The sequence below is a fragment of the Allohoeflea poritis genome (assembly GCF_027889715.1).
Taxonomy (GTDB): domain Bacteria; phylum Pseudomonadota; class Alphaproteobacteria; order Rhizobiales; family Rhizobiaceae; genus Hoeflea_A; species Hoeflea_A poritis.
This window is the reverse complement of sequence record NZ_JAPJZH010000028.1, coordinates 1-21,854: the sequence shown is the minus strand read 5'-3', so window position 1 is coordinate 21,854 and position 21,854 is coordinate 1. Positions and strand designations below refer to the sequence as shown.

Below are 21,854 nucleotides of genomic sequence, written 5' to 3'. Positions count from 1 at the left end.
CCCTTCCGGTGCTTTACAGCGGGTGTATTTCGCGCTACGAAGCGAACTTGAGCGCATGCGCTCTCGCTGGATGGATTGCGTCAAAAGTGCCGCTCCATCAACAACGGCGATTTACTTAAACCGACAACTGGGTCGGTGTTAGCGGCTTAAATTGCCGCCTTCTTATCCATGACATCGCAAGCATCGATGATGATCGCCCGCGGCGAAGCTCGCGGCGTTTTTGCTGTCTGGAAGAAACAACACTCAACCATCTTTAGGGAGGTAAATCATGGCTCTGAATCGCCGACAACTACTGGGTACAGCTGCGGCAGCTGCCGCAATGACACAAGTTCCACGGGCATACGCTCAAAGCGACTCGATTGTTGTGTCATCTATCTACGACCAATCCGGCGGACTAGATGTCTACGGCAAACCGGTCGCCGACCTCGTTCGTTTTGCTGTCGCAGAGCAAAATGCCAAAGGCGGCCTGCTCGGCAAAGAAATCGTTCTGAAGGAATATGACCCACAGTCCAACAACCAGCTTTATGCTCAGTTCGCCAAGCGAACGGCTCTCGCCGACAAACCGGCCGCTGTCTTTGCCGGGATCACGTCTTCATCACGGGAAGTCGTCAGACCGATCCTGAGACAGGCAAAAACGCTCTATTTCTACACGACGCAATATGAGGGTGGGGTCTGTGACCGCAACATCTTCTGTACTGGTGTTACGCCTGCGCAGACGGTCCAGAAGCTGGTCAATCACACCATGGCGAAGACCGGCAAGAAGGCCTACATCGTCGCGGCTGACTACAACTACGGACAAATTACCGCCGATTGGGTGAAGAAGTTCACGCTCGACAATGGCGGCGAAGTGCTCAACACCGAGTTCTTCCCACTCGACGTTGCCGACTTCGGCTCGTCCATCTCCAAAATTCAGGCGGCCAATCCTGACTTTGTGTATTCAGCACTGGTTGGTGGCGCCCATATGTCGTTCTACCGCCAGTGGAAGGCTGCCGGGATGCTCGGCAAGATCCAGCTGTCTTCGACAACGTTTGCAGGCGGTAACGAGCACATCGCCCTGCCTGCAGAAGAGTATAACGGTCACTGGATTTGCCAGAACTATCTTCAGGAACTGCCAGGTGAGCGGAACAAGAAGCTCGTCGCGGACTTCCACAAGATGTTCGGTGAAGACTACCCGTATATCACGGAGCTCGGCATGGGCGCCTACCAGGCATTCCTCCTGTGGGCAGCTGCCGTCGAGAAAGCCGGCACGGTTGATCGGATGGCGGTGATCGAGGCGCTTGAAACCGGTATTTCCGTTGATGCACCAAGTGGCAGGGTAACCGTCGACCCTGCTACGCATCACACCATTGTGGATGTCCATGTCTCAGAGGCGCGCGATAAGCAGCTCAATCTGATTGAGAAGTTCGAGCAGCAACCTCCTGCCGACACATCAGCGGTCTGTGATTTGATCAATAATCCGGACGACAACCAGCAGTACGTTATCGAGCTGTGAGTTGCTGAATATGGATTTCGCATCAATCTTGGCGATCGAAATCCTGGGATCCATTGCCATCCTGGTGCTTATCAGCATCGGGCTGGCGGTGGTCTTCGGGATGATGAAGGTCATCAACATGGCTCATGGTGAATTCATCATGCTCGGAGGCTATGTCACTATCTTTGGAACCACACATGCGGGATTGAACATCTGGTTCTGCATCCTTGTGCTTTCCCCTCTTATTGTCGGCTTAGTCGGGCTTGTCCTGGAATGGCTGGTCGTGCGGCACTTGTACGGTCGAATGATCGACACGATGTTGGCGACATGGGGGCTATCACTCGCAATCGTCGGCCTTATGACGATGCTGGTCGGCAATACAACCACCGGCATATCAACACCCTTACCGAGCGTTGCTATCGGTAAATTCTCTACCAGCGGGCACGTCTTTTTCCTTATCGCTCTCGCGACTTTCGTCATCATTGCCCTCGCTTGTCTCTTTAAGTTCACAACATTCGGCTTGACCGCCCGCGCGACGACCCAGGACGCCAATATGGTCGCCAATCTGGGCGGAAACCCTAGGAGGATCTATGCGGTTACATTTGGATTAGGCGCCGCCTTGGCTGGTCTTGGTGGCGGAGCACTTGCTCCTATAATCGGCGTTATACCCACGATTGGAATAACATACATCGCCAAGGCCTTCATCACCGTCATAAGCGGCGGTGCTACAGTGATTGCCGGGAATCTTGCCGCTACAAGCTTGTTCGGAACGATCAACCAGCTGTTCACATACTGGTACACCCCGATCATCGGCGAAGTCGCGCTTCTGGTCTGTGCGGTCATTTTGATCCGTCTGCTGCCCCAAGGCATCACCGGCCGGTTCTTCAAAGGAACGATCTGATGAAGAATCCGGTACTCAATATATCCAGCTTAGTCGGTGTAATTGTCTTGGCTTTTGCGATCCCGTATTTCGTCGAAGCCTTCACGGTTCTGAACTTCACCGTCTACATCATCATGGCTATCCTTTCCTTGAGCCTTGCATTCGTGTGGGGCATGGGCGGCATCATGGTTCTTGGTCACTCAGCCTTTTTTGGCTTGGGGGCCTATGCCTATGCAATCGCTGCCGTGAATTTTGGTCCAGGCTGGGAAGCTGTCACGCTTTCCATGCTGGTTCCCGCAACTTTCGCGGCTCTGCTTGGCTACTTCATGTTCTACGGACGGATCAGCGATATCTACGTTGGCGTGATCACTCTCGCGGTGACATTGATCTTGTTCAATCTCATAAACTCGACATCAGGTCCGCAGTACAAAATCGGGTCCGCTCCAATCGGCGGATATAACGGCATCACAGCCGTCCCGACACTGAGTTGGCCCAACGGCAACTTCATAGACATCAACGGTATGTTCTACCTGTCAGTCGGCCTGTTGATCCTGTCCTACCTATTCATCAGATATTATCTGTCGACCCGATACGGCAAGGTCACGGTTGCCATTCGGGAAAACGAACGCCGTGCTGAATTGCTTGGCTACAATGTCGCTCAAAGCAAGCTCATCACCTTCTCAATTGGAGGAGCAATAGCCGGTTTGGCAGGTTGCATGTTTGCCAATTGGGGCTCGTTTGTCGGACCCACAATCTTTGGTTTGGTACAGTCGGCGCAGATCATCATCTGGGTGATCGTTGGTGGTAGAGGCACATTGATCGGCCCTATCTTGAGCTGCATCGCCATCCAGTGGATGACAACGCAACTCGGAATGCAGCAGGTCGTCAATGTCGGCTTTGTCCTTGGCATTGTTCTGACCATCTTTGTTCTGCTCGTCCCATCGGGGCTCGCTCCTTTGCTCGCAAAAATTCCGAACGTCGTCCGTTCTCGACTCAATGGAAAACCCAAAGAGGACGTGGCGCTGGGATCGCCTGCTGAGGAGGGCCAGACATGAGTGATAACATCATCCTTCAGACCAAAGGTCTCGGCATCAGCTTTGGCGGACTTCATGCTGTTCGTGACGTCGACTTTGTACTTCGTGGAGGTGAGTTGCGCTGCCTGATTGGCCCCAACGGGGCTGGGAAAACCACCTTCTTCCGTCTTCTGAGCGGCCAGCACACGCCGACTCGAGGCGAGATCATCTACAAAGGCAAGCCACTCGGCAATTTGCAGCCGTATCAAATTGCACGGCTCGGAATCGGCGTCAAAACACAGGTTCCAAGCCTGTTCGAAGGCTTATCGGTATTCGAAAACCTTGAACTTGCAGCAAATCAAACGTTCTCAGGGTTGGAAGCCGTATCGATCGTTGACGAAACACTTGAACGAATTTCTCTGCAAGATCAGCGTCACACGATTTGCCAAGAATTAGCCCACGGACAGCGCCAATGGGTCGAACTTGGCCAAATTCTGGCTTCCAAACCAGACGTTGCGCTCCTCGACGAACCGGCCGCGGGCATGACCCATGATGAAAGCCTCAAGACCATTGAGATCATCAAAGAGATCACGGCCAAAAGTTCTGTCGTCGTTGTTGAACACGACATGGATTTCATCAAGTTGATTGGCGAGCGTGTGACTGTCTTCGATCGCGGTGAAGTCATTGCCGACGGCACATTCAAAGAGATCGCATCAAATCCGCAGGTGCGCGAAGCCTACCTGGGTCGAAAGGAGGCTGCAGTTGCTTGATGTCCATAGCTTAACGTCTGGATACGCCATGATTCCGGTGCTGCGTGGCATAGATCTCAATCTCGCAGCGAACGAATGCGTCGGCGTGCTCGGCCGCAACGGAATGGGTAAGACCACGTTTCTCAGGGCTCTCATGGGAGAACTGCCGCCATGGTCCGGCACCATCGAGTATGGTGGCTCGGCTCTTACCAAAAGCACGACCCAGGAGCGTGCAAAAGCTGGGCTGGGCTACGTCCCGCAAGGCAAGCATATTTTCTCTAACCTGACCGTCGCTGAGAACTTGAAGATGGGCTGCATCAAGGACTTCCGCAACTTTGAAACGACCGTTGATGAAGTCTTGGAGCTTCTCCCGCGCTTGAAAGAACTGCTTGAGCGAAAAGGTGGAAGCCTTTCGGGTGGTGAGCAACAGTTGCTCGCACTGGCACGATGCCTTTGTGGCAAACCAAACGTCATTCTCCTCGATGAACCAACCGAAGGCATTCAGCCTTCCATCTGTGACGAGATCGTTGATGTTCTGCGATTGCTGAAGGAAAAATCCCGTATCTCAATCATATTGGTTGAACAGGATATCGAGTTTCTTTGGGCACTATGCGACCGCGTAATGGCCATTGATAAAGGAGTGTTTGTCCACGTGATTGATCCCAAGGAAGCGGGCTCGGAAGAAGAAGCCAAAAAATTCATCGGCATCGAGGATAACTGATGAGTGTGCGTCGACCCGAATTTTCTGATCTTGATCTGGCAAATAATGCCTATGGCCTCCAGTTGAACGACGACCAGATCGTCGAATATCAAGCCATGCTTGAAGGCGTCTGTCTCGACTATGATATCGTCGATGAAATGGGTGCAGTGGAACCAGAAGTTCGCTACCCGCGCACGCCTGGCATTCATCCTGATCCAGACGAAAATCCTTTCAATGCCTGGTACGTCAAGTCAGAAATCAAAGGCAAACCGGGAGGCAAGTTGCACGGCCTGACGGTTGCGCTCAAAGACAATATCTGTGTAGCCGGGATGCCGATGATGAATGGATCATCGACATTGGAGGGCTACGTCCCCGACATCGATGCGACGATTGTTCCTCGCATGCTTGATGAAGGCGCGACAATTCTCGGTAAAGCGCAATGCGAATATTTCTGTGTTTCCGGGAGTAGCCATACCAGTGCACAAGGGCCCGTAAGAAACCCGTACAACGAAAGGCACTCCGCGGGCGGTTCATCGTCAGGATGTTCCGCCCTCGTGGCCAGCGGTGAGGTGGACCTTGCCGTCGGAACCGATCAGGGGGGATCTGTTCGCATCCCTGCAGCCTATGCCGGGTTCTGCGGAATGAAGGCGACTCACGGGCTGGTTCCTTACACCGGCCTAATACCCATTGAGATGACGCTCGACCATGTCGGTCTCATGTCCGGCACTGTCAAGAATAACGCGCTCTTCTTGGAGGTTCTGGCTGGCTATGATGGTTTGGATCCTCGCCAGGTTCGGCTGCCTGATAATTTTGACTACACGTCCGATCTGGATAAGGGGTGCGAAGGGCTCAAAATTGCGGTCATCACCGAAGGGTTTGGCTGGAAGAATTCAGAAAGAGATGTTGATGAGGCGGTCAAGAGCGCTGCTGATCTATTGAGGAAACTTGGTGCTGAAGTCAGCGAAGTCAGCATGCCGATGCATCGGCATGGACACGCCATTTGGTCTCCGGTTGCCGTAGAAGGAACGGTTCATCAGCTTGAAGGATTGAACCACGGCTCCAATTGGAAAGGGCTTTACGTCACGAGCCTGATGCGCGCCCAACGAGACTGGAAGTCGAAATCTTCATTGTTCCCGCCGGACTTGAAATCTGTGCTACTTGCTGCTCACTACTTTACCAACCAGTACAGCGGACAGTATTATGCAAAGGCTCAAAACCTCGTTCGTAAGCTGAAGAGCGCGTATGAAAGGGTCTTGAACGAGTACGATTTGCTGCTCATGCCAACAGTTCCGCTCCAAGCGCCGGAACTGCCGCCCCACGACACAGATGCAACAACATTTGTCACCCGGGCACTTGAGATGAATGCCAATACCGCACCTTTCAATGTGACGGGCCTGCCGGCGCTGAGCATCCCATGTGCAATGCGGAACGATCTCCCGGTCGGAATGATGATGATCGGGAAGGATTTCAGTGAAGCAACCCTTTATCGGGCGGCTGCTGCCTTTGAAGGCGAGTATAATTGGAAGAAGACGTGATGACAGAGCTCAAACTTACAAACAAAGGTCTTCCGGTTGGGTTGCTCTTCTCTTTTAACAGTTTGACATCCGCTGTCGAAACAACCCAGCATCAAGCAACGCTACTGGCTATTGACGAAATCAATTCGCAAGGGGGTGTCAATGGAACACCGCTCGCTCCCGTCACCGCAGACATAGGTCCTGATCCAACCGACTATCAGAGTGTCGCAAGACAGTTGTGCAACGAGCATGATGTGCGAATCCTGTTCGGCACTCACATGTCCAATCAACGCAAAGCCGCCCTGCCCACAATTGAAAAACGAGATGCGCTTCTCTTCTACCCGACGCTCTACGAGGGGTTTGAATACTCTTCAAACTGCATCTACACCGGCGCCGCTCCCAATCAGAATTCGGTCCAGCTCGCACGCTACGTGCTTAAGAACCATGGAAATAGAATTCTGTTTGTCGGCAACAACTACGTTTTTGCTCATGAATCGAACCGGATCATGCGCGATCTTTTTGAAGAGGCGGGCGCATCAGTTGTCGATGAAACGTATCTGCCATTGAACTCGCCAGATGATCAGATCGAATCTGTTATTCGCCGTGCGATCATGCTGGCACCTGATGCAATCTATTCCACGGTGGTCGGCGCAGACACGATCAAACTTTACGAAGCATTTGCAAGGTCACCGCTGCGGAACACCGGCATTCCGATTGTCAGCCTTGCTACGAACGAGGCCGACCTAAGTCAGATGAGTTCCGAGGCGGCCGAGGGACACATCAGCGCGGCACCCTATTTCCAGTCTCTGCAATCGCCCGTTAGCAAGGCATTTGTTCAACGTTATCTGTCGCGCTTCGGGGATGGATCGCCGATCACGGCGGGGGCTGAAGCGGCCTATTTCCAAGTTCACCTCTTTGCAAAGGCAGCTCGCTTAGCGGGCGAACTGCAGCTGCCAACAATCCTGGAAGCGTTTGGAACCGCGAGATATGACGCGCCGCAAGGTCAGGTGCGGATCGATACCGCAACCCACCATACCTATCTGTGGCCTCGTATCGCTCGGGTCGATGCAAACAAAAACTTTATCATCATCGAAGAGGAGCAAGGTGCGGTCCGTCCAGAGCCCTACATGATTCAACATACGTTCGAGAAAAATGTCGCGCAAAACGCATAGGAAAGCAGGCAAACCAAGGCTAAGTGATCTCAGTGGGACCAACGTCTGTTTGATGTTGCCTCCAAGTTCTGAGACGCAAATGCTGGCGGCTCATCTCGGGCGTATCGGTTGTCTTGCGATTTCTGGATGGCCGATCCCTGAGAAATTGCCGACGGATGTTGACGTCATCATCACAACCGTAGATCCCGAGCATAGAGAAGCCGTTCAAGGACTCATTGAGCAGATAGAAGATCTTGGACCGCCAATCATCGCACTTGCTGAATACGAGGACCCTTCGACGCTACAGTTGGTTCTGGAATTACGGGCCGTATCAGTCATCGAAAGACCGGTCAAACCGTTCGGCCTGCTCACCAATCTCATGATCGCGCGTGACGTCTGGCGGCGTCGATGGGAAAGTGTGGAACGTGTCAAAGACGCCGAAAACCGTCACTTTGCATTGTCCAAAGTCGCAGTGGCCAAGATCGTGATTGCTGAGCAACAAGGTCTCTCAGATGTTGATGCGCATAAATCTCTTCAAAAGATGGCCATGGATACAAGATCTTCGCTGGAAAGCAGCGCTGAAAGAGTTATTGCCGAGGGCGCACCTCCTGGGTTGATCTCCGCGCTAAAAAAGTTAGCCACCTAATTTGAGGAGATCACGATGTCTGAGTTTTACTTCGATACGTGCAGAAGCATACGATTTGGAAATGGCTTACTCGACTTTCTTGGAGAGATAATCGAACCGCTTACCAGGGATAAGTTACTGATTGTGACGGATCCGGGAATGATGAAAACGGGGATTGTCGATCGTGCCATCTCGTCGATTAAACGAAGCAATATTGACTTCGTTGTGTTTCAAGACGTTGAAGCAGATCCGCCAGAACACAACATTCTGGCAGCGGCGGGCCTTGCCAAGGCCGAGAACGCGGGCGGCATTCTCGGTCTTGGTGGCGGGTCCTCATTAGACGTAGCCAAACTTGCCGCACTCTTGGCTGTTGGCAACGAGAGGCTTTCCGACATCTACGGCGTCGGCAACGCTAGGGGACCAAGATTGCCACTCATTCTCGTTCCAACGACTGCGGGGACAGGATCAGAAGTTACGCCAATCTCCATCGTGACCACAGGCACCCATGAAAAGATGGGAGTGGTCTCTCCCGTCATTCTTCCAGATGTCGCTGTTCTCGACCCTGAGCTGACGATCGGACTTCCACCGCATATCACCGCCGCCACAGGGATCGACGCGATGGTGCATGCCATTGAGGCTTATGCATCGGCCAGCGCGAATAACAATCCCATTTCACGAACGCTCGCCGAAAAAGCAATGAACTTGATGGGCGCGTCTCTTTTGATAGCCGTCCAAGATGGAAAGAATGCTCAGGCCAGATCGGACATGCTCCTGGGTTCGATGTTGGCCGGGCAGGCATTTGCAAATTCTCCGGTAGCAGCCGTACATGCGCTCGCCTATCCCCTCGGGGGGCACTTTCACATACCACACGGGCTTTCAAACGCGCTCGTTCTTCCCCACGTTTTACGATTCAACGCGGCCGCTGCCCCGCAGTCCTATGCAGAGCTTGCTCCACATGCGTTTCCTGAACTATCCGAAATTGACGAACAGCGGCGCGCTTCGGTTTTTATCGACAAGCTCAAGGAGTTATCCGCTCAATGCGGCCTACAACAGAGTCTCAGCGTGATGGGAATACCGGCGGACAGCCTGCCAATGCTTGCTGATGACGCCATGAAACAAACCCGTCTGCTGGTCAACAACCCCCGCGAGGTCACCCGCGAGGACGCGCTCGCAATTTACAAAGACGCCTATTGACCAAGTTCCAGGAGTAAAAAGATCGTTCAGTTAGAAGAGGGAGCTTGGAGGCGTCAGGATCGCAAGAGCGATCACAAGCAGCTTTCCAGCTTCCGCAGAAAGAGAGAAAACAGTTCAGCCTGTGATGAAATCCGCAACTTGCCGTAGGCGTGCTTCCTGTGATTCTTCACCGTGCCTTCGCTTATCTCAAGCACCTTGCCAATCGATAGCGATGAATGCCCTTTCAAAATGAGCGCGATAATCTCCCGCTCTCGTGCAGTGAGCACATCCTCCCCAAAGTTTCTGAATACGCGATCAATTGAGATCGACAGTGACTCCCGCGAAGTCGAGGCAGCGTGATCCCAATGTTGAGTTCCAAGCATTTCGATAATCGGTGCAGTACTTGCAAAAAGCTGCATCTCTGAATCCGAAAAGAGCCGCTTTGGTTTCTGCTGAGTGACGCTCAATACAGCAACACGATCATGGTCAACGGGAAAGAAAACTCCTATCTCATCCGCGATGCCGGTGCGCACATAGTGATGGCGGTAAAACTCGCTTCTATAAAATTGGTCGGGTGCAAGATCTCGCATTGAACTGAACCCCGACGTTGTGCCGGATGTTGCTGCAGCGAAGAAGGGATCAAGCAGATGCGGTCCGAGCAGATAGTCGTCAACCAGCAGCTTGGCCTGCGCACCTTGCATATTGTGATGAAGTGAAACGGATCCTGAATCTGCGCCATAAGCAAAGATCATACAAACATCAAAATCGACAATTTGGTGCAGAGCCGAGAGAAGCTGTTCAGCAAACGACGTTGTACCGATATTTGCGATGGCCTTAGCAAGACCTTCATTCCAGCGTTGTATTCTGTCTATATCTCTGGCCATCGAAATGTTATTTGATCCACCGATTTTTCATTCAAATATGCAGGCAAATGGAAGAAAGAACCATCTGCTTGAAATGTGTTTCCAACCTTATACTTCTTTTGCCGTCTCTTTCCCGAGCTTTGGTGCGTTAGCATGACCTTGTCCCTTTAGGGACATTTTTTGCCTCCAGGTTCCACGATAAAGATAGCCATCAGGGATTTGATTTGCGCCAGTTGGTCCTGACTTGGACTGCTGGAGTGGGAGACGATTATGGCAACCAATACCGCTGTTCAAGAACGAAAAAACAACAACATCGCCCGCGGCATTGGGATGATGACGCAGGTCTACGCCGAGCGCGCCGAGAATGCCGAAATCTGGGATGTGGAGGGCAACCGGTACATCGATTTTGCAGCAGGCATCGCGGTTGTTAACACAGGGCATCGCCATCCCAAAGTGATAGGGGCCGTGAAAGGCCAGCTCGATCGCTTCACCCATACCTGTCATCAGGTCGTGCCATACGAGAACTACGTGAAGCTCGCCGAACGGCTCAATGCGCTCGTTCCGGGTGACTTCGAGAAGAAGACCATCTTCGTAACCACTGGTGCCGAAGCGGCCGAGAACGCCGTGAAGATTGCGCGAGCGGCAACCGGCAGATCGGCAGTGATTGCATTCTCAGGCGGCTTTCACGGCCGCACCTTCATGGGCATGGCGCTGACCGGCAAGGTTGTTCCCTACAAGAAGGGATTTGGCGCGATGCCTGGAGATGTCTTTCATGTCCCGTTCCCCGTCGATCTGCATGGTGTGACGGTTGCCGATTCAATCGCAGCGCTCGACAAGTTGTTCAAGGCCGATGTCGATTCCGAACGCGTGGCCGCTATTGCGCTTGAGCCCGTGCAAGGTGAAGGTGGTTTCTATGAAGCGCCCAAAGAACTGATGATCCATTTGCGGAAAGTCTGCGATGAACACGGCATTCTCTTGATCGCAGATGAAGTTCAAACGGGGTTCGCCCGAACAGGCAAAGTCTTTTGCATGGAACACCACGATGTGGTTCCGGATTTAACCTGTATGGCGAAAGGCCTGGGGGGTGGGTTCCCCATCGCTGCCGTCACCGGACGGGCGGACATAATGGACGGAGCAGCCCCGGGTGGCCTGGGCGGTACATACGGCGGAAGTCCAATTGGGATTGCCGCTGCCCATGCCGTCTTGGATGTCATCGAGCAAGAGGATCTATGTAACCGTGCCGAACAGCTTGGCGCGCGGCTCAAGCAGCGGCTTGCAGGCATACAGGAAACCACACCAGAAATCGCAGACATCCGCGGTCCTGGTTTCATGAACGCAGTTGAGTTTAATCTGCCGGACACTGCGACACCGCATCCTGACTTTGCCAATTCCGTTAAAGCACATGCGCTCAGGAAAGGGCTGATCCTTTTGACCTGCGGCGTCTATGGCAATGTCATTCGCTTCCTCGCGCCCATTACCATTCAGGACGAAGTGTTCAATGAAGCGCTCGACATTCTCGAAGCATCAGTCGCGGATGCACGAGCGGAACTGGGGGATTGATGATGGATTTATGTGACAGACTCTCTAATGGTTCACTTCTCATCAGCCAGGCCTTCGTTGCCGGTGAATGGATCGACAATTCATCCTCCGGGGATCGCTTTGAGGTCCTCAATCCATCTACAGGGGATGTAATCACGTCCCTTCCGGATGTGGGAGTTGAAGAGACCCGTGCCGCAATCGACTCGGCTTATGAAGCTCAAAAACAGTGGGCGGCCAAAACCGGCAAAGAGCGCGCGGCGGTCTTGCGCAAATGGTTTGATCTCACGGTTGCCAATGCTGATGATCTGGGTGCCATCCTGTGTGCCGAGATGGGTAAGCCACTTGCAGAAGCCAAGGGTGAAATCCTCTACGGCGCAAGCTTTATTGAATGGTTCGCCGAGGAGGCCAAGCGGGTCTATGGCGATCTCATCCCCGGCCATCAACCGGACAAGCGTATCATGGTGATGAAACAGCCGGTTGGTGTCGTTGCATCGATTACGCCCTGGAACTTTCCGAATGCCATGATCGCTCGCAAGGTTGGACCTGCCCTTGCCGTCGGATGTGCATTCATTGCCAAGCCAGCCGGCGAAACACCGCTTTCGGCATTGGCTTTGGCGCGACTCGCAGAACAGGCTGGTGTTCCAAGAGGATTGCTGTCGGTCGTGACCTCCAAGCGGTCTTCAGCGATCGGGAAAGAGTTCTGTGAGAATGACAAAGTCCGCAAATTGACATTCACCGGCTCCACCGAGGTCGGCCGAATTCTCATGAAGCAGTCTGCGGATCAGATCATGAAGACCTCGATGGAGCTTGGTGGCAATGCGCCCTTCATCGTATTTGATGACGCTGATCTTGATGCGGCCGTCGAAGGCGCAATGATCTCCAAGTATCGCAACAATGGTCAGACCTGCGTTTGCGCAAACCGCATCTATGTTCAGTCCGGCGTCTATGGTGCCTTTACAAAGAAGTTGGTTGCCGCGGTCGAAGCGATGAAGGTCGGTGACGGCTTTGATGAAGGCGTCACGACGGGACCCCTGATTAGCCAGGATGCGGTTGCCAAAGTTGAAGAACATATCACTGACGCCACCGGAAAAGGTGCGTCCATTGTGACTGGCGGAAAGGTACATGAGTTGGGCGGGACATTCTTTCAGCCAACGGTTCTGACTGATGTGACGCGAGACATGCTGATTGCGTCGGACGAAACCTTTGGTCCGGTTGCACCGCTCTTCAAGTTCGAGACCGTTGAAGATGTTCTTGAGCAGGCCAATGATACGATCTTTGGGTTGGCCTCCTATTTCTACGCCACAGATCTCTCCAAAGTCTGGAAGGTTGCCGAAGCGCTGGAATACGGAATGGTCGGCGTTAACACGGGACTGATCTCAACCGAAGCCGCACCTTTTGGCGGCGTCAAACAGTCGGGTCAGGGGCGCGAAGGGTCCAAGTATGGATGTGATGATTATCTCGAAATGAAATATGTCTGTATTGGGGGTGTAACCTAAGCGCTATCGAGTTACCCTCAGCCCGGAGTCAGCCTTCCTCCCGAGCACCCAAGGCACATCGGTCGGTGGACAGAGTGGCAGCCGTTTCCTCTCTCCACCGACCTTTTCTTTTCAGCCAGTCGTGGCGGCAGCAACACTTTCTGCGCAACGGTCGCCATACCTTGTTCCAAGCCAACAACATCAAACATCCGGTTCGGGAAAGAGAAGGCCCTGGGCATCATCTGGTAGCACAACTGCGAAGTTTTGGGGGCCTAGATCGACAAAATAGCGATGTAGAACTTTAATGAATGAGCGCACATATGCAGGCTTATGCTCGCCGTATGGATCCGCCACAACAAGTGTTGGATCTCTGAGTTTATCAGATATTGGAACGCGAACGAGGCTTTCTGAATCCCGCCCACTGGCAGCTGGCCGAATATTGAGCATCGAAGATCCGAGCCCATCTGCTACCGCGGTCCGTATCGTGTTGTACGATCGTGTTCTAAGCACGATGTCCGGTCGCTGTCCGGTATAGTCAAGCAGCGCCAGCAGATAAGATCGTGTCTCAGGCAAATCCAGCAATATGTGTGGCTTGCGTGATAACTGCTTCATTGCAATTGAGTTTTTCTTTGCATCGGGATCATCCCGATTCAGCAAGGCATGTGCCGGGCATTTACAGATCGGTGTAACGCCAACTCCGTACATTTCACCTATGTCATAGGTGACGACCAGGTCGACATCTCCGGCAATGAGCCAGTTTCTCAACTCCGCCTGATCGCCTTCAAGAAGATTGATGCTGCACTTCCCGTTCTCCTTGATATAGCGCTTCAACACCGGCGGGATGAGAATGGAACCAAATGGCGAAAAACAGCCGAGCCTCAAAGTCGGTGAGGAGGGATTTGAAAATGCGCGCATTGAGCGCTCAAATTCTTCATTGCTGGCAAGAACCCGGCGTGCCGAAACAAGAAAGTCCTGACCGGCTGGAGTGACCTCCATGCCATGGCCTTTGCGCCTGTAAAACAGCGTGGCACCGGTAATTTCTTCGGCCAGATTAATTGCTGCAACCACCGAAGACTGTGAAATATTTAGCTTTTTGCTTGCCGCTGTGATGCTTTTCAGCTGACCTGACTCGTAGACATATTCGATCTGGCGGATTGTGAGTTTCATTTTAGTTTCACTATTAAATGTTTGAACTATTGTAAACAATATATTTTATGGATGGTACATTCTGTGTTCTGTCTTGATCTCTGATGCCTCCATTTTTCGCGGGCAATCAAGATTGGCACGTGTTCGGAAAGAGAGATAGATGCACAAGACCGGCTTCATTTGGGATGAAAAAACGTTTTGGCATGCAGGGAGCAATTACGCGATGCTCGCCCCTGTCGGTGGGTTTGTGCAACCATTCGTCTCCGGCGGCCTGCCCGAGGCGCCTGAGACAAAGCGGCGACTTAAGAACCTGATAGATGTCTCCGGAATTGACGAAGACCTGATCCTAGAATCCGCCCAACCTGCCACAATGGATGATCTTCTGCAGGTTCATCCAAAGGCCTATCTCGACGAGTTCAAGACGCTTTCCGACAATAGAGGCGGCGAACTCGGCCTCAGAACTCCGTTTGGACCAGGCGCCTTCGAAATCGCCACGCTCTCAGCTGGATTGTCCATCCGGGCCGTAGAAGGCGTTCTAACGAGCGTCTACGACAACGCCTATGCGCTCTCCCGGCCTCCTGGTCACCATTGTCTGCCAGATTGGCCAAACGGATTCTGTCTTTTGGCAAACATCGCAATAGCGATAGAAGCGGCTATAAAAAAAGGACTTGTCGGGAAAGTGGCAGTTGTGGATTGGGATGTTCACCACGGCAATGGGACTGAAGCCATTTTTTATGATCGAAACGATGTACTGACGATCTCGGTCCATCAAGATCGCTGCTATCCTCAAGACACTGGGTCAGCCAGTAACACCGGTAAAGACAAGGGTGACGGATTCAACATGAACATCCCCCTTGTTCCTGGTGCTGGTCATAATACCTACCTTGAGGTCATGGAGCGGCTCATTCTTCCCAAGCTGAAAGACTACAATCCCGACCTTGTCATCATTGCCAATGGGTTTGATGCGTCCGCAGTGGATCCACTTTCAAGAATGATGTGTACGTCTGAAACGTTCAGGATGATGACACGAAGGCTGATGGAACTCACAAATGGCAAACTCGTAGCCGTGCATGAGGGCGGATACTCCGAGCTCTATGTTCCGTTTTGCGGCCATGCCATGCTTGAAGAAATGTCGCAATCATCTTTGAAGATTGAAGATCCACTGGCGCAGAGGCTGACAGGTTCTCAGCCCGATTACGCTGCTGAGAAGTTCCACTCGGGGCGTATTTCCGAACTCTGCGAGTTCTTCGCAATCCAATAGTTCCCTGCGGCTCTCAAACACGCCACTGAGACTTTCCATGATCGAAAGTTCCGCAGACGCTGCTCACAATTAGGCGAAAGTGCGATCAAAAACCTACTGAGTGTTTATTATTGCCTAAACTATATATTTTATAGCGATCGGATTTTGTGGTGATTATAGAACTTGAGAAGCTGAAAGGACGAATTGCGTGCAGGTTCAGGCACATCATCAGGCAAGTAGCGGCAGAGCGGACGTAATCGAGTTTTGCGTACCGAATTCCCTTTTCGACAAACGCGTCGAATTCGTACCTTCATTTGCGTGGAGCTGCTAGTGGAAGCACTCATTCCTTTTTCCCTGAATGCACTCACACTCATCAGTATCTTGCTGATGGTCTCCATGGGCATGGCCATCATCTTTGGCTTGATGAACGTGATCAATCTCGCCCATGGAGAATTCATAACAATCGGAGCTTTCACGCTTGTCGTCGTTCAAGGCCTCGGTGGGAACTTCTGGCTCGCGCTGATCGCTGCGCCGATCGTGGGGTACATCATCGGGCTGGCGCTGGAGAAAGCGCTCATCGCCCGGATCTACGAAAATCCGCTGCACGCCATATTGGTGACCTGGGGTCTCAGTCTCATCCTTCAGCAGGTGATTCAGCTCATTTTTGGTGCGTCACCACAGTCGATCACAGGTCCATTTCCGGGATCGATAGACATCCTTGGTGTGGCTTACCCGGCCTACAGGCTGTTTTTGATCGCATTCGCGCTCGCAACTTTTGCGGCAACCATCCTCGTTTTCAAGAAGACCAAATTCGGTCTCGATCTCAGAGCATCCATCCAAAGCTCTGAAATGGCATCGGTGATGGGGGTCAATCCGGACAAGATCAATGCCAGGGCGTTTGCCAGCGGCGCCGCATTGGCAGCGTTGGCGGGCGTTCTTCTGGCTCCGCTGACGGCCGTCACCGCTTATATGGGCATAAACTACTTGGCACGCTCGTTCTTCGTCGTTCTGGTTGGTGGTGCCGGTAGCATCTCTGGTGTTGCTGCCGGCAGCGGCCTGATCGGTAGTCTCGAAACGGCCCTCTCGTACGAAATTCCAACCACTGTTGCCCAAGCGCTCGTATTGGCACTCGCCATCGTCATCTTGCGTTTTCGCCCTCAGGGAATCTTGCCGGCATGACGACCACGATACTGAACACAACACCGGGACAGATCACACGAAAGCAAAAGCTGGGTCCTGCGTCGATAATTGCTATCGGCATAATTTTGGCGCTGCTCATTCTCCCGGCCTTCGTCCAAGGATACACGCTTACGAGCTACAGAGACGTTCTGTTGTTCGCCCTCTTCGCCCTCAGCCTTGATTTGTTTTGGGGGAAGACGGGGATTTTGAGCTTCGGCCACGCGACATTTTTCGGCCTTGGTGCCTATGGCATGGCCATTATGTCGATCCATTTCTCCATCGATCCCGCAATTGTAAGTCTGGTCGGATTGCTCGCCGGCGTTGGCATGGCCGCTCTCGTTGCTCTTATCGTTGGCTACTTCATCTTGTATGGTGGTGTTCGGGGTGCGTACTTCACCATTGTGACGCTGGCTCTTACCCTTATCGCGAACCACGTCGCGGTTGGTTGGCCAAGTGTTACCGGTGGGGACTCCGGACTGATCGGCGTGCCGCCGTTTTCAATTCTTGGTTGGTCATTCGCCGACCCGATCTCATCATACTATCTTGCACTCATTGTACTCGGAGCATGTCTGCTGAGCTCAATGTGGGTAATGAGCGGCAGGCTTGGTCTGATCCTGACTGCCATCCAGGATGACGAGATCAAGGTCCAGACGCTGGGCTACAAGACACCACTCTTGTTGCTCATGACCTTTGCCGCCTCAGCCGCCATGGCTGCCCTTGCAGGTGGTCTTTATGCGGCCGGCAATGGTTTCGTTGCACCTGACATGATCGCACTCTTGCTTTCGACCGAAGTAATCATTTGGGTTGCAGTCGGTGGAAGCGGAACACTGGTTGGTGCCGTTATCGGCACGGCCATCGTGTGGTGGCTTCAACAGAAAATTAGCTCGATCAATGCGTCTGCCTGGCCGATCGTAATTGGCACGTTCTTCATTCTGCTTGTGCTGGTTTTTCCCAAAGGTCCGGCTGCATTCGTCCTTGACAAAGTCAAGAAGCTACGGCGGGACAAGGAGGATGACCGATGACAGTCACGATTCCTCTCCTGTCTCTTCGCAATGTCTCCCGGTCATTCGGTACGTTCAAAGCTGTCACCGATGTCAGCGAAGACTTTGGACCCGAAGAACTCAACTGCATCATTGGCCCGAACGGCGCCGGCAAAAGCACGTTGCTCAATATGATCTGCGGAACCCTGGCGGTTTCATCGGGGTCAATTCACTTTGGCGACGAAAGCATTGGTGGAATGTCTGGTGACAAGATCGCCAGGCTTGGGATCGCACGTAAGTTTCAGGTGCCAAGTGTTTTTCCAAGCCTCTCTGTCGTCGAGAATTTTCACGTTTCGGCATCCAATGCACTTTCAGCGAATGAACTTGATGAGATCCTTTCGACCGTCAATCTGTCGGTCGACCGAGACACAACCGCGTCCGAATTGCCGCATGGCAAGAAGCAGTGGCTGGAAATCGGTATGGCGCTTTCGATGCAGCCAAAGGTTCTGCTGCTCGATGAGCCAACCGCCGGATTATCTGTCGATGAAACAAGGGCGACGTCGGAATTTCTGAGAACTCTTAGAGGCAAGGTCACAGTCGTCGTAATCGAGCACGACATGGCATTTGTTCGCGATCTAAAAGCCCACACCATGGTTTTGCACCACGGTAAAGTCATCGCGTCCGGCTCCTTTGAGGACATCGAAAACAACGATCTTGTTCGCGATGTCTATCTGGGGAGGAGGTAAATGCTGACTGTCCAACACCTCACCTCCGGATACGGATCGGCGAAGATCCTCAATGGGGTCAACCTGGATCTTGGCAGCAAGGAGGTTGTCGCCATCCTTGGCCGAAACGGCGTCGGAAAGACAACGTTACTAAAGACCGTGATGGGGATCGTCGCTACGCAGTCCGGCACAACAGAGCTTAAGGGCCAGAACATAACGAAACTGCCAACACATGACATTGCCAAAGCTGGCATCGGATACGTTCCCCAAGGCCGGGGCATATTCGACAAGTTGTCCGTTAAAGAAAATCTTCGCATGGGCCTTCGGTCCCGCCCTGATGGCAGCGATGAAATTCCCGAATATATCTATGAAAAGTTCCCGATCCTTTTGGAACGAAGTGGCCAACTCGCCGGCACTCTATCCGGCGGACAGAAACAACAGTTAGCGATATCGCGCGCGCTCTGCGGTGATCCGAAACTCCTGCTTTTGGACGAACCTTCTGAAGGCATTCAGCCAAACATTGTCCAGGAAATCGGCAGCTTCGTGCGGGAGCTTGTCGAGCGCCGCGATATCTCAGTTCTCATTGTTGAGCAGAACCTCGAGCTAATTGGCCTCGCGGCTGATCGCTTCGAGATCATGGTCAAGGGTGAACTCGTTCACCGCGGACTGACCAGTGAACTCAACAATGAGGAAATGCTCAAGGAATACCTCTCCGTTTGAGCGATCCAGGAAAATCAACCAACCGACAGGGAGATTAGAAGATGTCAAAGAGTAACGTAACCAGGCGGCAAACGCTTGCCACTCTTGGCAAGGGTGCGGCCCTTGCCGGTGTGGCAACCCTCGGCATGCCGGCAATCGTGCGTGCGCAGAGCGGACCGATAAAACTCGGGTTTCTCTCCGGCCTGACTGGTCTTGAGACCATTCTCGGCGAAACTCAGTTGAATTGCTTCAAACTGGCCGTCAGTCAAATCAATGCTGCCTCCGGCATCGCCGGTCGCCAGATCGAATTCATCGTTGAAGACGATCAAACAACCACCAAGGGCGCCATTGATAAGGCCCGTAAGCTAATCAATCAGGACCAGGTAGATGCCACCATCGGCCTCATCGCGAGTTTGACCCATGTTGCAGCCCGCAGCGTGACAACTCCGGCCAAGAAGCTGCTTATGTACACGACCTACTATGAAGGCGACGTGTGCGAGCGATATTTCTTTTCCACCGGTCAGATTCCGAACCAGCAGATCGATCCTTCGGTTGAATGGCTTACCGCCAATGAAGGTAAATCTACATACATCATCGGTTCGGACTACGTTTGGCCGCGCAAGAGCGCGGACGCCATCAAGGCGGCCATGGAAGCCAAAGGCGGGAAGGTTCTTGACGCGGAATTCTTCCCGTTCGGTACCAGTGACTTCGGCCCCGCACTCGACCGTGTCAAATCCGCCAACCCGGATTTCGTCTGGTGCATGTGCGCAGGCAATGACCTCATCACGTTCCTGAAGCAATTCAACAGTTTTGGTTTGGGAAAACAGTTGTTCAGCCAGGGTCTGGATGATGTTTTCAGTCAGGCGGAACCTGAACTCACCAATGGAGCCATTTCCGACCAGTCATACTTCATGGGCATCGAATCCGAAGAGAACGCAAAGTTCAAGGCAGCCTATAGAGACATGTTTGGTCCGAAGCCCATCAATGCCATCGGCGAGGCAACCTATAACGCAGTCTATCTCTACAAGGCCGCGGTTGAAAAAGCCGGTTCAACTGAAACGGAGGCTGTTATCGACGCCCTTGGTCAGGTCGAATTCGATGCGCCACAGGGCAAGGTCAGCTTCGCCTCAAACAATGTCGCCCGGTCCAACAGTATCCTGGCTCGCGCCAACAATGGCGACTGGGACGTGATCAAGGACTTCGGGCAAGTTGACCCAGTCGTTCCTGGATGCTCCTTGTAGCGGAGGCCGACGTCCTGAAAGCGAGTCCGGTTTGAAAACTGAACCACAAGACGACGCCAAAACAAATGGGGTGGCAGCGGTTGCTGCCATCCGAAGACGAGAAGTGTCGGCAACCGAGCTGATCGGACATTTCCTTACAGGGATCAAACACTCGAACCCGGAATTTTCGGCTGTCAGTGAGACTTTGGAGGATCAGGCGCTCAAAAAAGCCGAGGAGCTGGATGCAAGAATTGAGAAAAGCAAACCAGTCGGCCCGCTCGCGGGCTTGCCAGTTGTGGTGAAAGAAAATTGCGATACCAAAGGCGCGACCTGTTCGGCGGGTCTTTCTTTTCGGCGGGAACACAGGCCGAAAGAAGATGCTGCCATAACAGGAATGCTTAGAGACGCTGATGCAATTATCCTGGGCATTTCCGTCAGTGACCCGGGCGCATTCAGTACCCGTACTCCGGATGTTGTCCACCCGCTCGACAAGCGCCTTACAGTCGGAGGCTCAAGCGGCGGTTCCGCCGCTGCACTTCTATCCGGGATGTGCATGGGCGCGATCGGGACCGACACCGGAGGCTCCATCAGAATACCTTCCGCCTGCTGTGGAACTGTTGGCCTCAAGCCAACTTACGGCTCCTTGCCTGTAACAGGTGTTTTCCCGCTTGTGCCGTCACTTGATCATGTGGGTCCGATGGCGAGGAACGTGATCGACGTTGAGCTGATGTGGCATGCACTTCGCAGCAGGAATTTACCGGATACCCGTTCGATCGCTCAGATTGGATTTGATCCTGCGTGGCTGTCAGAAGCGGAACCGGACGTCCAAAATGCCATGTATGAGCTATTTGCATCCATCGAGCGCGGAGGAATTGCAGTACGCGAAATCCGGCTTCCGGAGCTGGATGAGATTGCGGAAGTCCACGGAACGATCTTCATCGTCGAGGCGCTGAACTATCATATGGCGACACACGGTAAGCATCGTTTCGAATACCCGCAAATAGCGCAAGACTGGTTTGAGTTTGCAGAAAAAACCACCGCTGAGGACTACGAAGCGGCTGTCGCCAAACGGGCTGTGTATACCGCGTGTGTAAACGAACTGCTGGGCGAATTCGATTTCATATTGGGACCGACCCTCCTTGTCAGGGAAATCGACAAGGATGCGTTGAAAATAAGGATTGCAGAACGTGATCTGGATTTCACCATGGGTATGGTACGGGCGACCTCGCTTTTTGACCACACCGGGCATCCGGCCCTGGCAATGCCTCTTTCCTCAAATTGCAAAGGTATTCCTCCGAGTCTCCAGATAGTGGGTCGAAAGCACGATGAAACCCGGCTTCTCAAGTTCGCCAGACAGATTGATGAGAATTCAATTTGGCATGAGGATGAAAGAATGATGCAGCTGCTAGGAGACGCAGACGATACTCCCGAGCCCTCGACACTTGCTTCCTCCCAAGTTGTGCGATGGCGCAACTGAATGGCGGGCGGGCTCCATCGGGCGCGCTCGCCGGT

General features: G+C 53.0%; 20 protein-coding genes. 18 read left to right on the top strand and 2 right to left on the bottom strand.

All coding sequences use genetic code 11. The features are described 5' to 3' along the window. The first annotated feature begins 268 nt into the window (after positions 1–268). From OOZ53_RS25320 to OOZ53_RS25280, 9 genes are read left to right on the top strand one after another with little or no spacing between them, the layout of a single operon-like run. A complete protein-coding gene (locus tag OOZ53_RS25320; RefSeq protein ID WP_271092580.1) occupies positions 269–1,492 on the top strand; it encodes an urea ABC transporter substrate-binding protein in 1,224 nt (407 codons plus the stop codon). A gap of 28 nt (positions 1,493–1,520) precedes the next feature. Continuing rightward, entirely contained in the window at positions 1,521–2,372 is an 852-nt protein-coding gene (locus OOZ53_RS25315; protein WP_333780615.1) for an ABC transporter permease subunit, read from the top strand. Continuing rightward, entirely contained in the window at positions 2,372–3,406 is a 1,035-nt protein-coding gene (locus tag OOZ53_RS25310; RefSeq protein WP_271092578.1) for an ABC transporter permease subunit, read from the top strand. Before OOZ53_RS25315 ends, OOZ53_RS25310 begins: the two co-directional genes overlap by 1 nt. Continuing rightward, positions 3,403–4,134 carry an ATP-binding cassette domain-containing protein gene (locus OOZ53_RS25305; protein WP_271092577.1) on the top strand — a complete coding sequence of 244 codons (732 nt, stop codon included), beginning with the start codon at positions 3,403–3,405 and terminating at the stop codon, positions 4,132–4,134. The genes OOZ53_RS25310 and OOZ53_RS25305 overlap by 4 nt, the downstream gene beginning before the upstream one ends. Further along, positions 4,127–4,834: an ABC transporter ATP-binding protein gene (locus OOZ53_RS25300; protein WP_271092576.1), complete on the top strand. Its 708-nt coding sequence runs from the start codon at positions 4,127–4,129 to the stop codon at positions 4,832–4,834. Before OOZ53_RS25305 ends, OOZ53_RS25300 begins: the two co-directional genes overlap by 8 nt. Beyond that, positions 4,834–6,348, top strand: a complete 1,515-nt coding sequence (locus OOZ53_RS25295) for an amidase (RefSeq protein ID WP_271092575.1) — start codon at positions 4,834–4,836, stop codon at positions 6,346–6,348. The genes OOZ53_RS25300 and OOZ53_RS25295 overlap by 1 nt, the downstream gene beginning before the upstream one ends. Then, on the top strand, positions 6,333–7,499 hold the full coding sequence (locus tag OOZ53_RS25290; RefSeq protein ID WP_333780614.1) for a transporter substrate-binding domain-containing protein: 1,167 nt from the start codon (positions 6,333–6,335) through the stop codon (positions 7,497–7,499). The genes OOZ53_RS25295 and OOZ53_RS25290 overlap by 16 nt, the downstream gene beginning before the upstream one ends. Next, positions 7,480–8,124, top strand: coding sequence for an ANTAR domain-containing response regulator (locus tag OOZ53_RS25285; RefSeq protein WP_271092574.1), 645 nt, complete (start codon positions 7,480–7,482; stop codon positions 8,122–8,124). Before OOZ53_RS25290 ends, OOZ53_RS25285 begins: the two co-directional genes overlap by 20 nt. A gap of 15 nt (positions 8,125–8,139) precedes the next feature. Then, positions 8,140–9,297: an iron-containing alcohol dehydrogenase gene (locus OOZ53_RS25280; RefSeq protein ID WP_271092573.1), complete on the top strand. Its 1,158-nt coding sequence runs from the start codon at positions 8,140–8,142 to the stop codon at positions 9,295–9,297. Positions 9,298–9,368: 71 nt separating this feature from the next. Here OOZ53_RS25280 and OOZ53_RS25275 read toward each other — a convergent pair whose 3' ends face one another. Next, positions 9,369–10,160 (bottom strand): response regulator transcription factor, encoded by a 792-nt coding sequence (locus tag OOZ53_RS25275; protein WP_271092572.1) that lies wholly within the window; start codon positions 10,158–10,160, stop codon positions 9,369–9,371. A 249-nt stretch (positions 10,161–10,409) separates the two neighbouring features. Between OOZ53_RS25275 and OOZ53_RS25270 the strand changes: the two genes are divergently transcribed. Both OOZ53_RS25270 and OOZ53_RS25265 read left to right on the top strand, forming a co-directional pair. Beyond that, the gene (locus OOZ53_RS25270) at positions 10,410–11,699 is read left to right on the top strand and encodes a 4-aminobutyrate--2-oxoglutarate transaminase (RefSeq protein WP_271092571.1); all 1,290 of its coding nucleotides are present in this window, start codon (positions 10,410–10,412) and stop codon (positions 11,697–11,699) included. Next, on the top strand, positions 11,699–13,174 hold the full coding sequence (locus OOZ53_RS25265; protein WP_271092589.1) for an NAD-dependent succinate-semialdehyde dehydrogenase: 1,476 nt from the start codon (positions 11,699–11,701) through the stop codon (positions 13,172–13,174). Before OOZ53_RS25270 ends, OOZ53_RS25265 begins: the two co-directional genes overlap by 1 nt. Positions 13,175–13,354: 180 nt before the next feature. Here OOZ53_RS25265 and OOZ53_RS25260 read toward each other — a convergent pair whose 3' ends face one another. After that, positions 13,355–14,320, bottom strand: a complete 966-nt coding sequence (locus tag OOZ53_RS25260; RefSeq protein ID WP_271092570.1) for a LysR family transcriptional regulator — start codon at positions 14,318–14,320, stop codon at positions 13,355–13,357. A gap of 139 nt (positions 14,321–14,459) precedes the next feature. On the opposite strand from OOZ53_RS25260, the gene OOZ53_RS25255 reads away from it, so the two are divergent. The 7 genes from OOZ53_RS25255 to OOZ53_RS25225 all read left to right on the top strand — a co-directional run bounded on the left by OOZ53_RS25255 (position 14,460) and on the right by OOZ53_RS25225 (position 21,819). Then, a complete protein-coding gene (locus OOZ53_RS25255; protein WP_271092569.1) occupies positions 14,460–15,560 on the top strand; it encodes a class II histone deacetylase in 1,101 nt (366 codons plus the stop codon). A 309-nt stretch (positions 15,561–15,869) separates the two neighbouring features. Further along, entirely contained in the window at positions 15,870–16,718 is an 849-nt protein-coding gene (locus tag OOZ53_RS25250) for a branched-chain amino acid ABC transporter permease (RefSeq protein ID WP_271092568.1), read from the top strand. After that, the gene (locus OOZ53_RS25245) at positions 16,715–17,740 is read left to right on the top strand and encodes a branched-chain amino acid ABC transporter permease (protein ID WP_271092567.1); all 1,026 of its coding nucleotides are present in this window, start codon (positions 16,715–16,717) and stop codon (positions 17,738–17,740) included. The genes OOZ53_RS25250 and OOZ53_RS25245 overlap by 4 nt, the downstream gene beginning before the upstream one ends. Further along, positions 17,737–18,444, top strand: coding sequence for an ATP-binding cassette domain-containing protein (locus OOZ53_RS25240; protein ID WP_271092566.1), 708 nt, complete (start codon positions 17,737–17,739; stop codon positions 18,442–18,444). Before OOZ53_RS25245 ends, OOZ53_RS25240 begins: the two co-directional genes overlap by 4 nt. Continuing rightward, complete coding sequence (gene urtE / locus OOZ53_RS25235; protein WP_271092565.1) at positions 18,445–19,143, top strand: urea ABC transporter ATP-binding subunit UrtE; 699 nt, start codon at positions 18,445–18,447, stop codon at positions 19,141–19,143. Positions 19,144–19,184: 41 nt separating this feature from the next. Continuing rightward, complete coding sequence (locus OOZ53_RS25230; protein WP_271092564.1) at positions 19,185–20,363, top strand: substrate-binding protein; 1,179 nt, start codon at positions 19,185–19,187, stop codon at positions 20,361–20,363. A gap of 31 nt (positions 20,364–20,394) precedes the next feature. Then, entirely contained in the window at positions 20,395–21,819 is a 1,425-nt protein-coding gene (locus OOZ53_RS25225) for an amidase (RefSeq protein WP_271092563.1), read from the top strand. Positions 21,820–21,854: the final 35 nt, after the last annotated feature.

Coding starts and splice junctions, on each gene's coding strand:
- OOZ53_RS25320 (WP_271092580.1), top strand. CDS start 269: ATGGCTCTGAATCGCCGACAACTACTGGGTACAGCTGCGGCAGCTGCC.
- OOZ53_RS25310 (WP_271092578.1), top strand. CDS start 2,372: ATGAAGAATCCGGTACTCAATATATCCAGCTTAGTCGGTGTAATTGTC.
- OOZ53_RS25305 (WP_271092577.1), top strand. CDS start 3,403: ATGAGTGATAACATCATCCTTCAGACCAAAGGTCTCGGCATCAGCTTT.
- OOZ53_RS25295 (WP_271092575.1), top strand. CDS start 4,834: ATGAGTGTGCGTCGACCCGAATTTTCTGATCTTGATCTGGCAAATAAT.
- OOZ53_RS25285 (WP_271092574.1), top strand. CDS start 7,480: ATGTCGCGCAAAACGCATAGGAAAGCAGGCAAACCAAGGCTAAGTGAT.
- OOZ53_RS25280 (WP_271092573.1), top strand. CDS start 8,140: ATGTCTGAGTTTTACTTCGATACGTGCAGAAGCATACGATTTGGAAAT.
- OOZ53_RS25275 (WP_271092572.1), bottom strand. CDS start 10,160: ATGGCCAGAGATATAGACAGAATACAACGCTGGAATGAAGGTCTTGCT.
- OOZ53_RS25270 (WP_271092571.1), top strand. CDS start 10,410: ATGGCAACCAATACCGCTGTTCAAGAACGAAAAAACAACAACATCGCC.
- OOZ53_RS25265 (WP_271092589.1), top strand. CDS start 11,699: ATGATGGATTTATGTGACAGACTCTCTAATGGTTCACTTCTCATCAGC.
- OOZ53_RS25260 (WP_271092570.1), bottom strand. CDS start 14,320: ATGAAACTCACAATCCGCCAGATCGAATATGTCTACGAGTCAGGTCAG.
- OOZ53_RS25255 (WP_271092569.1), top strand. CDS start 14,460: ATGCACAAGACCGGCTTCATTTGGGATGAAAAAACGTTTTGGCATGCA.
- OOZ53_RS25245 (WP_271092567.1), top strand. CDS start 16,715: ATGACGACCACGATACTGAACACAACACCGGGACAGATCACACGAAAG.
- OOZ53_RS25240 (WP_271092566.1), top strand. CDS start 17,737: ATGACAGTCACGATTCCTCTCCTGTCTCTTCGCAATGTCTCCCGGTCA.
- urtE (WP_271092565.1), top strand. CDS start 18,445: ATGCTGACTGTCCAACACCTCACCTCCGGATACGGATCGGCGAAGATC.
- OOZ53_RS25230 (WP_271092564.1), top strand. CDS start 19,185: ATGTCAAAGAGTAACGTAACCAGGCGGCAAACGCTTGCCACTCTTGGC.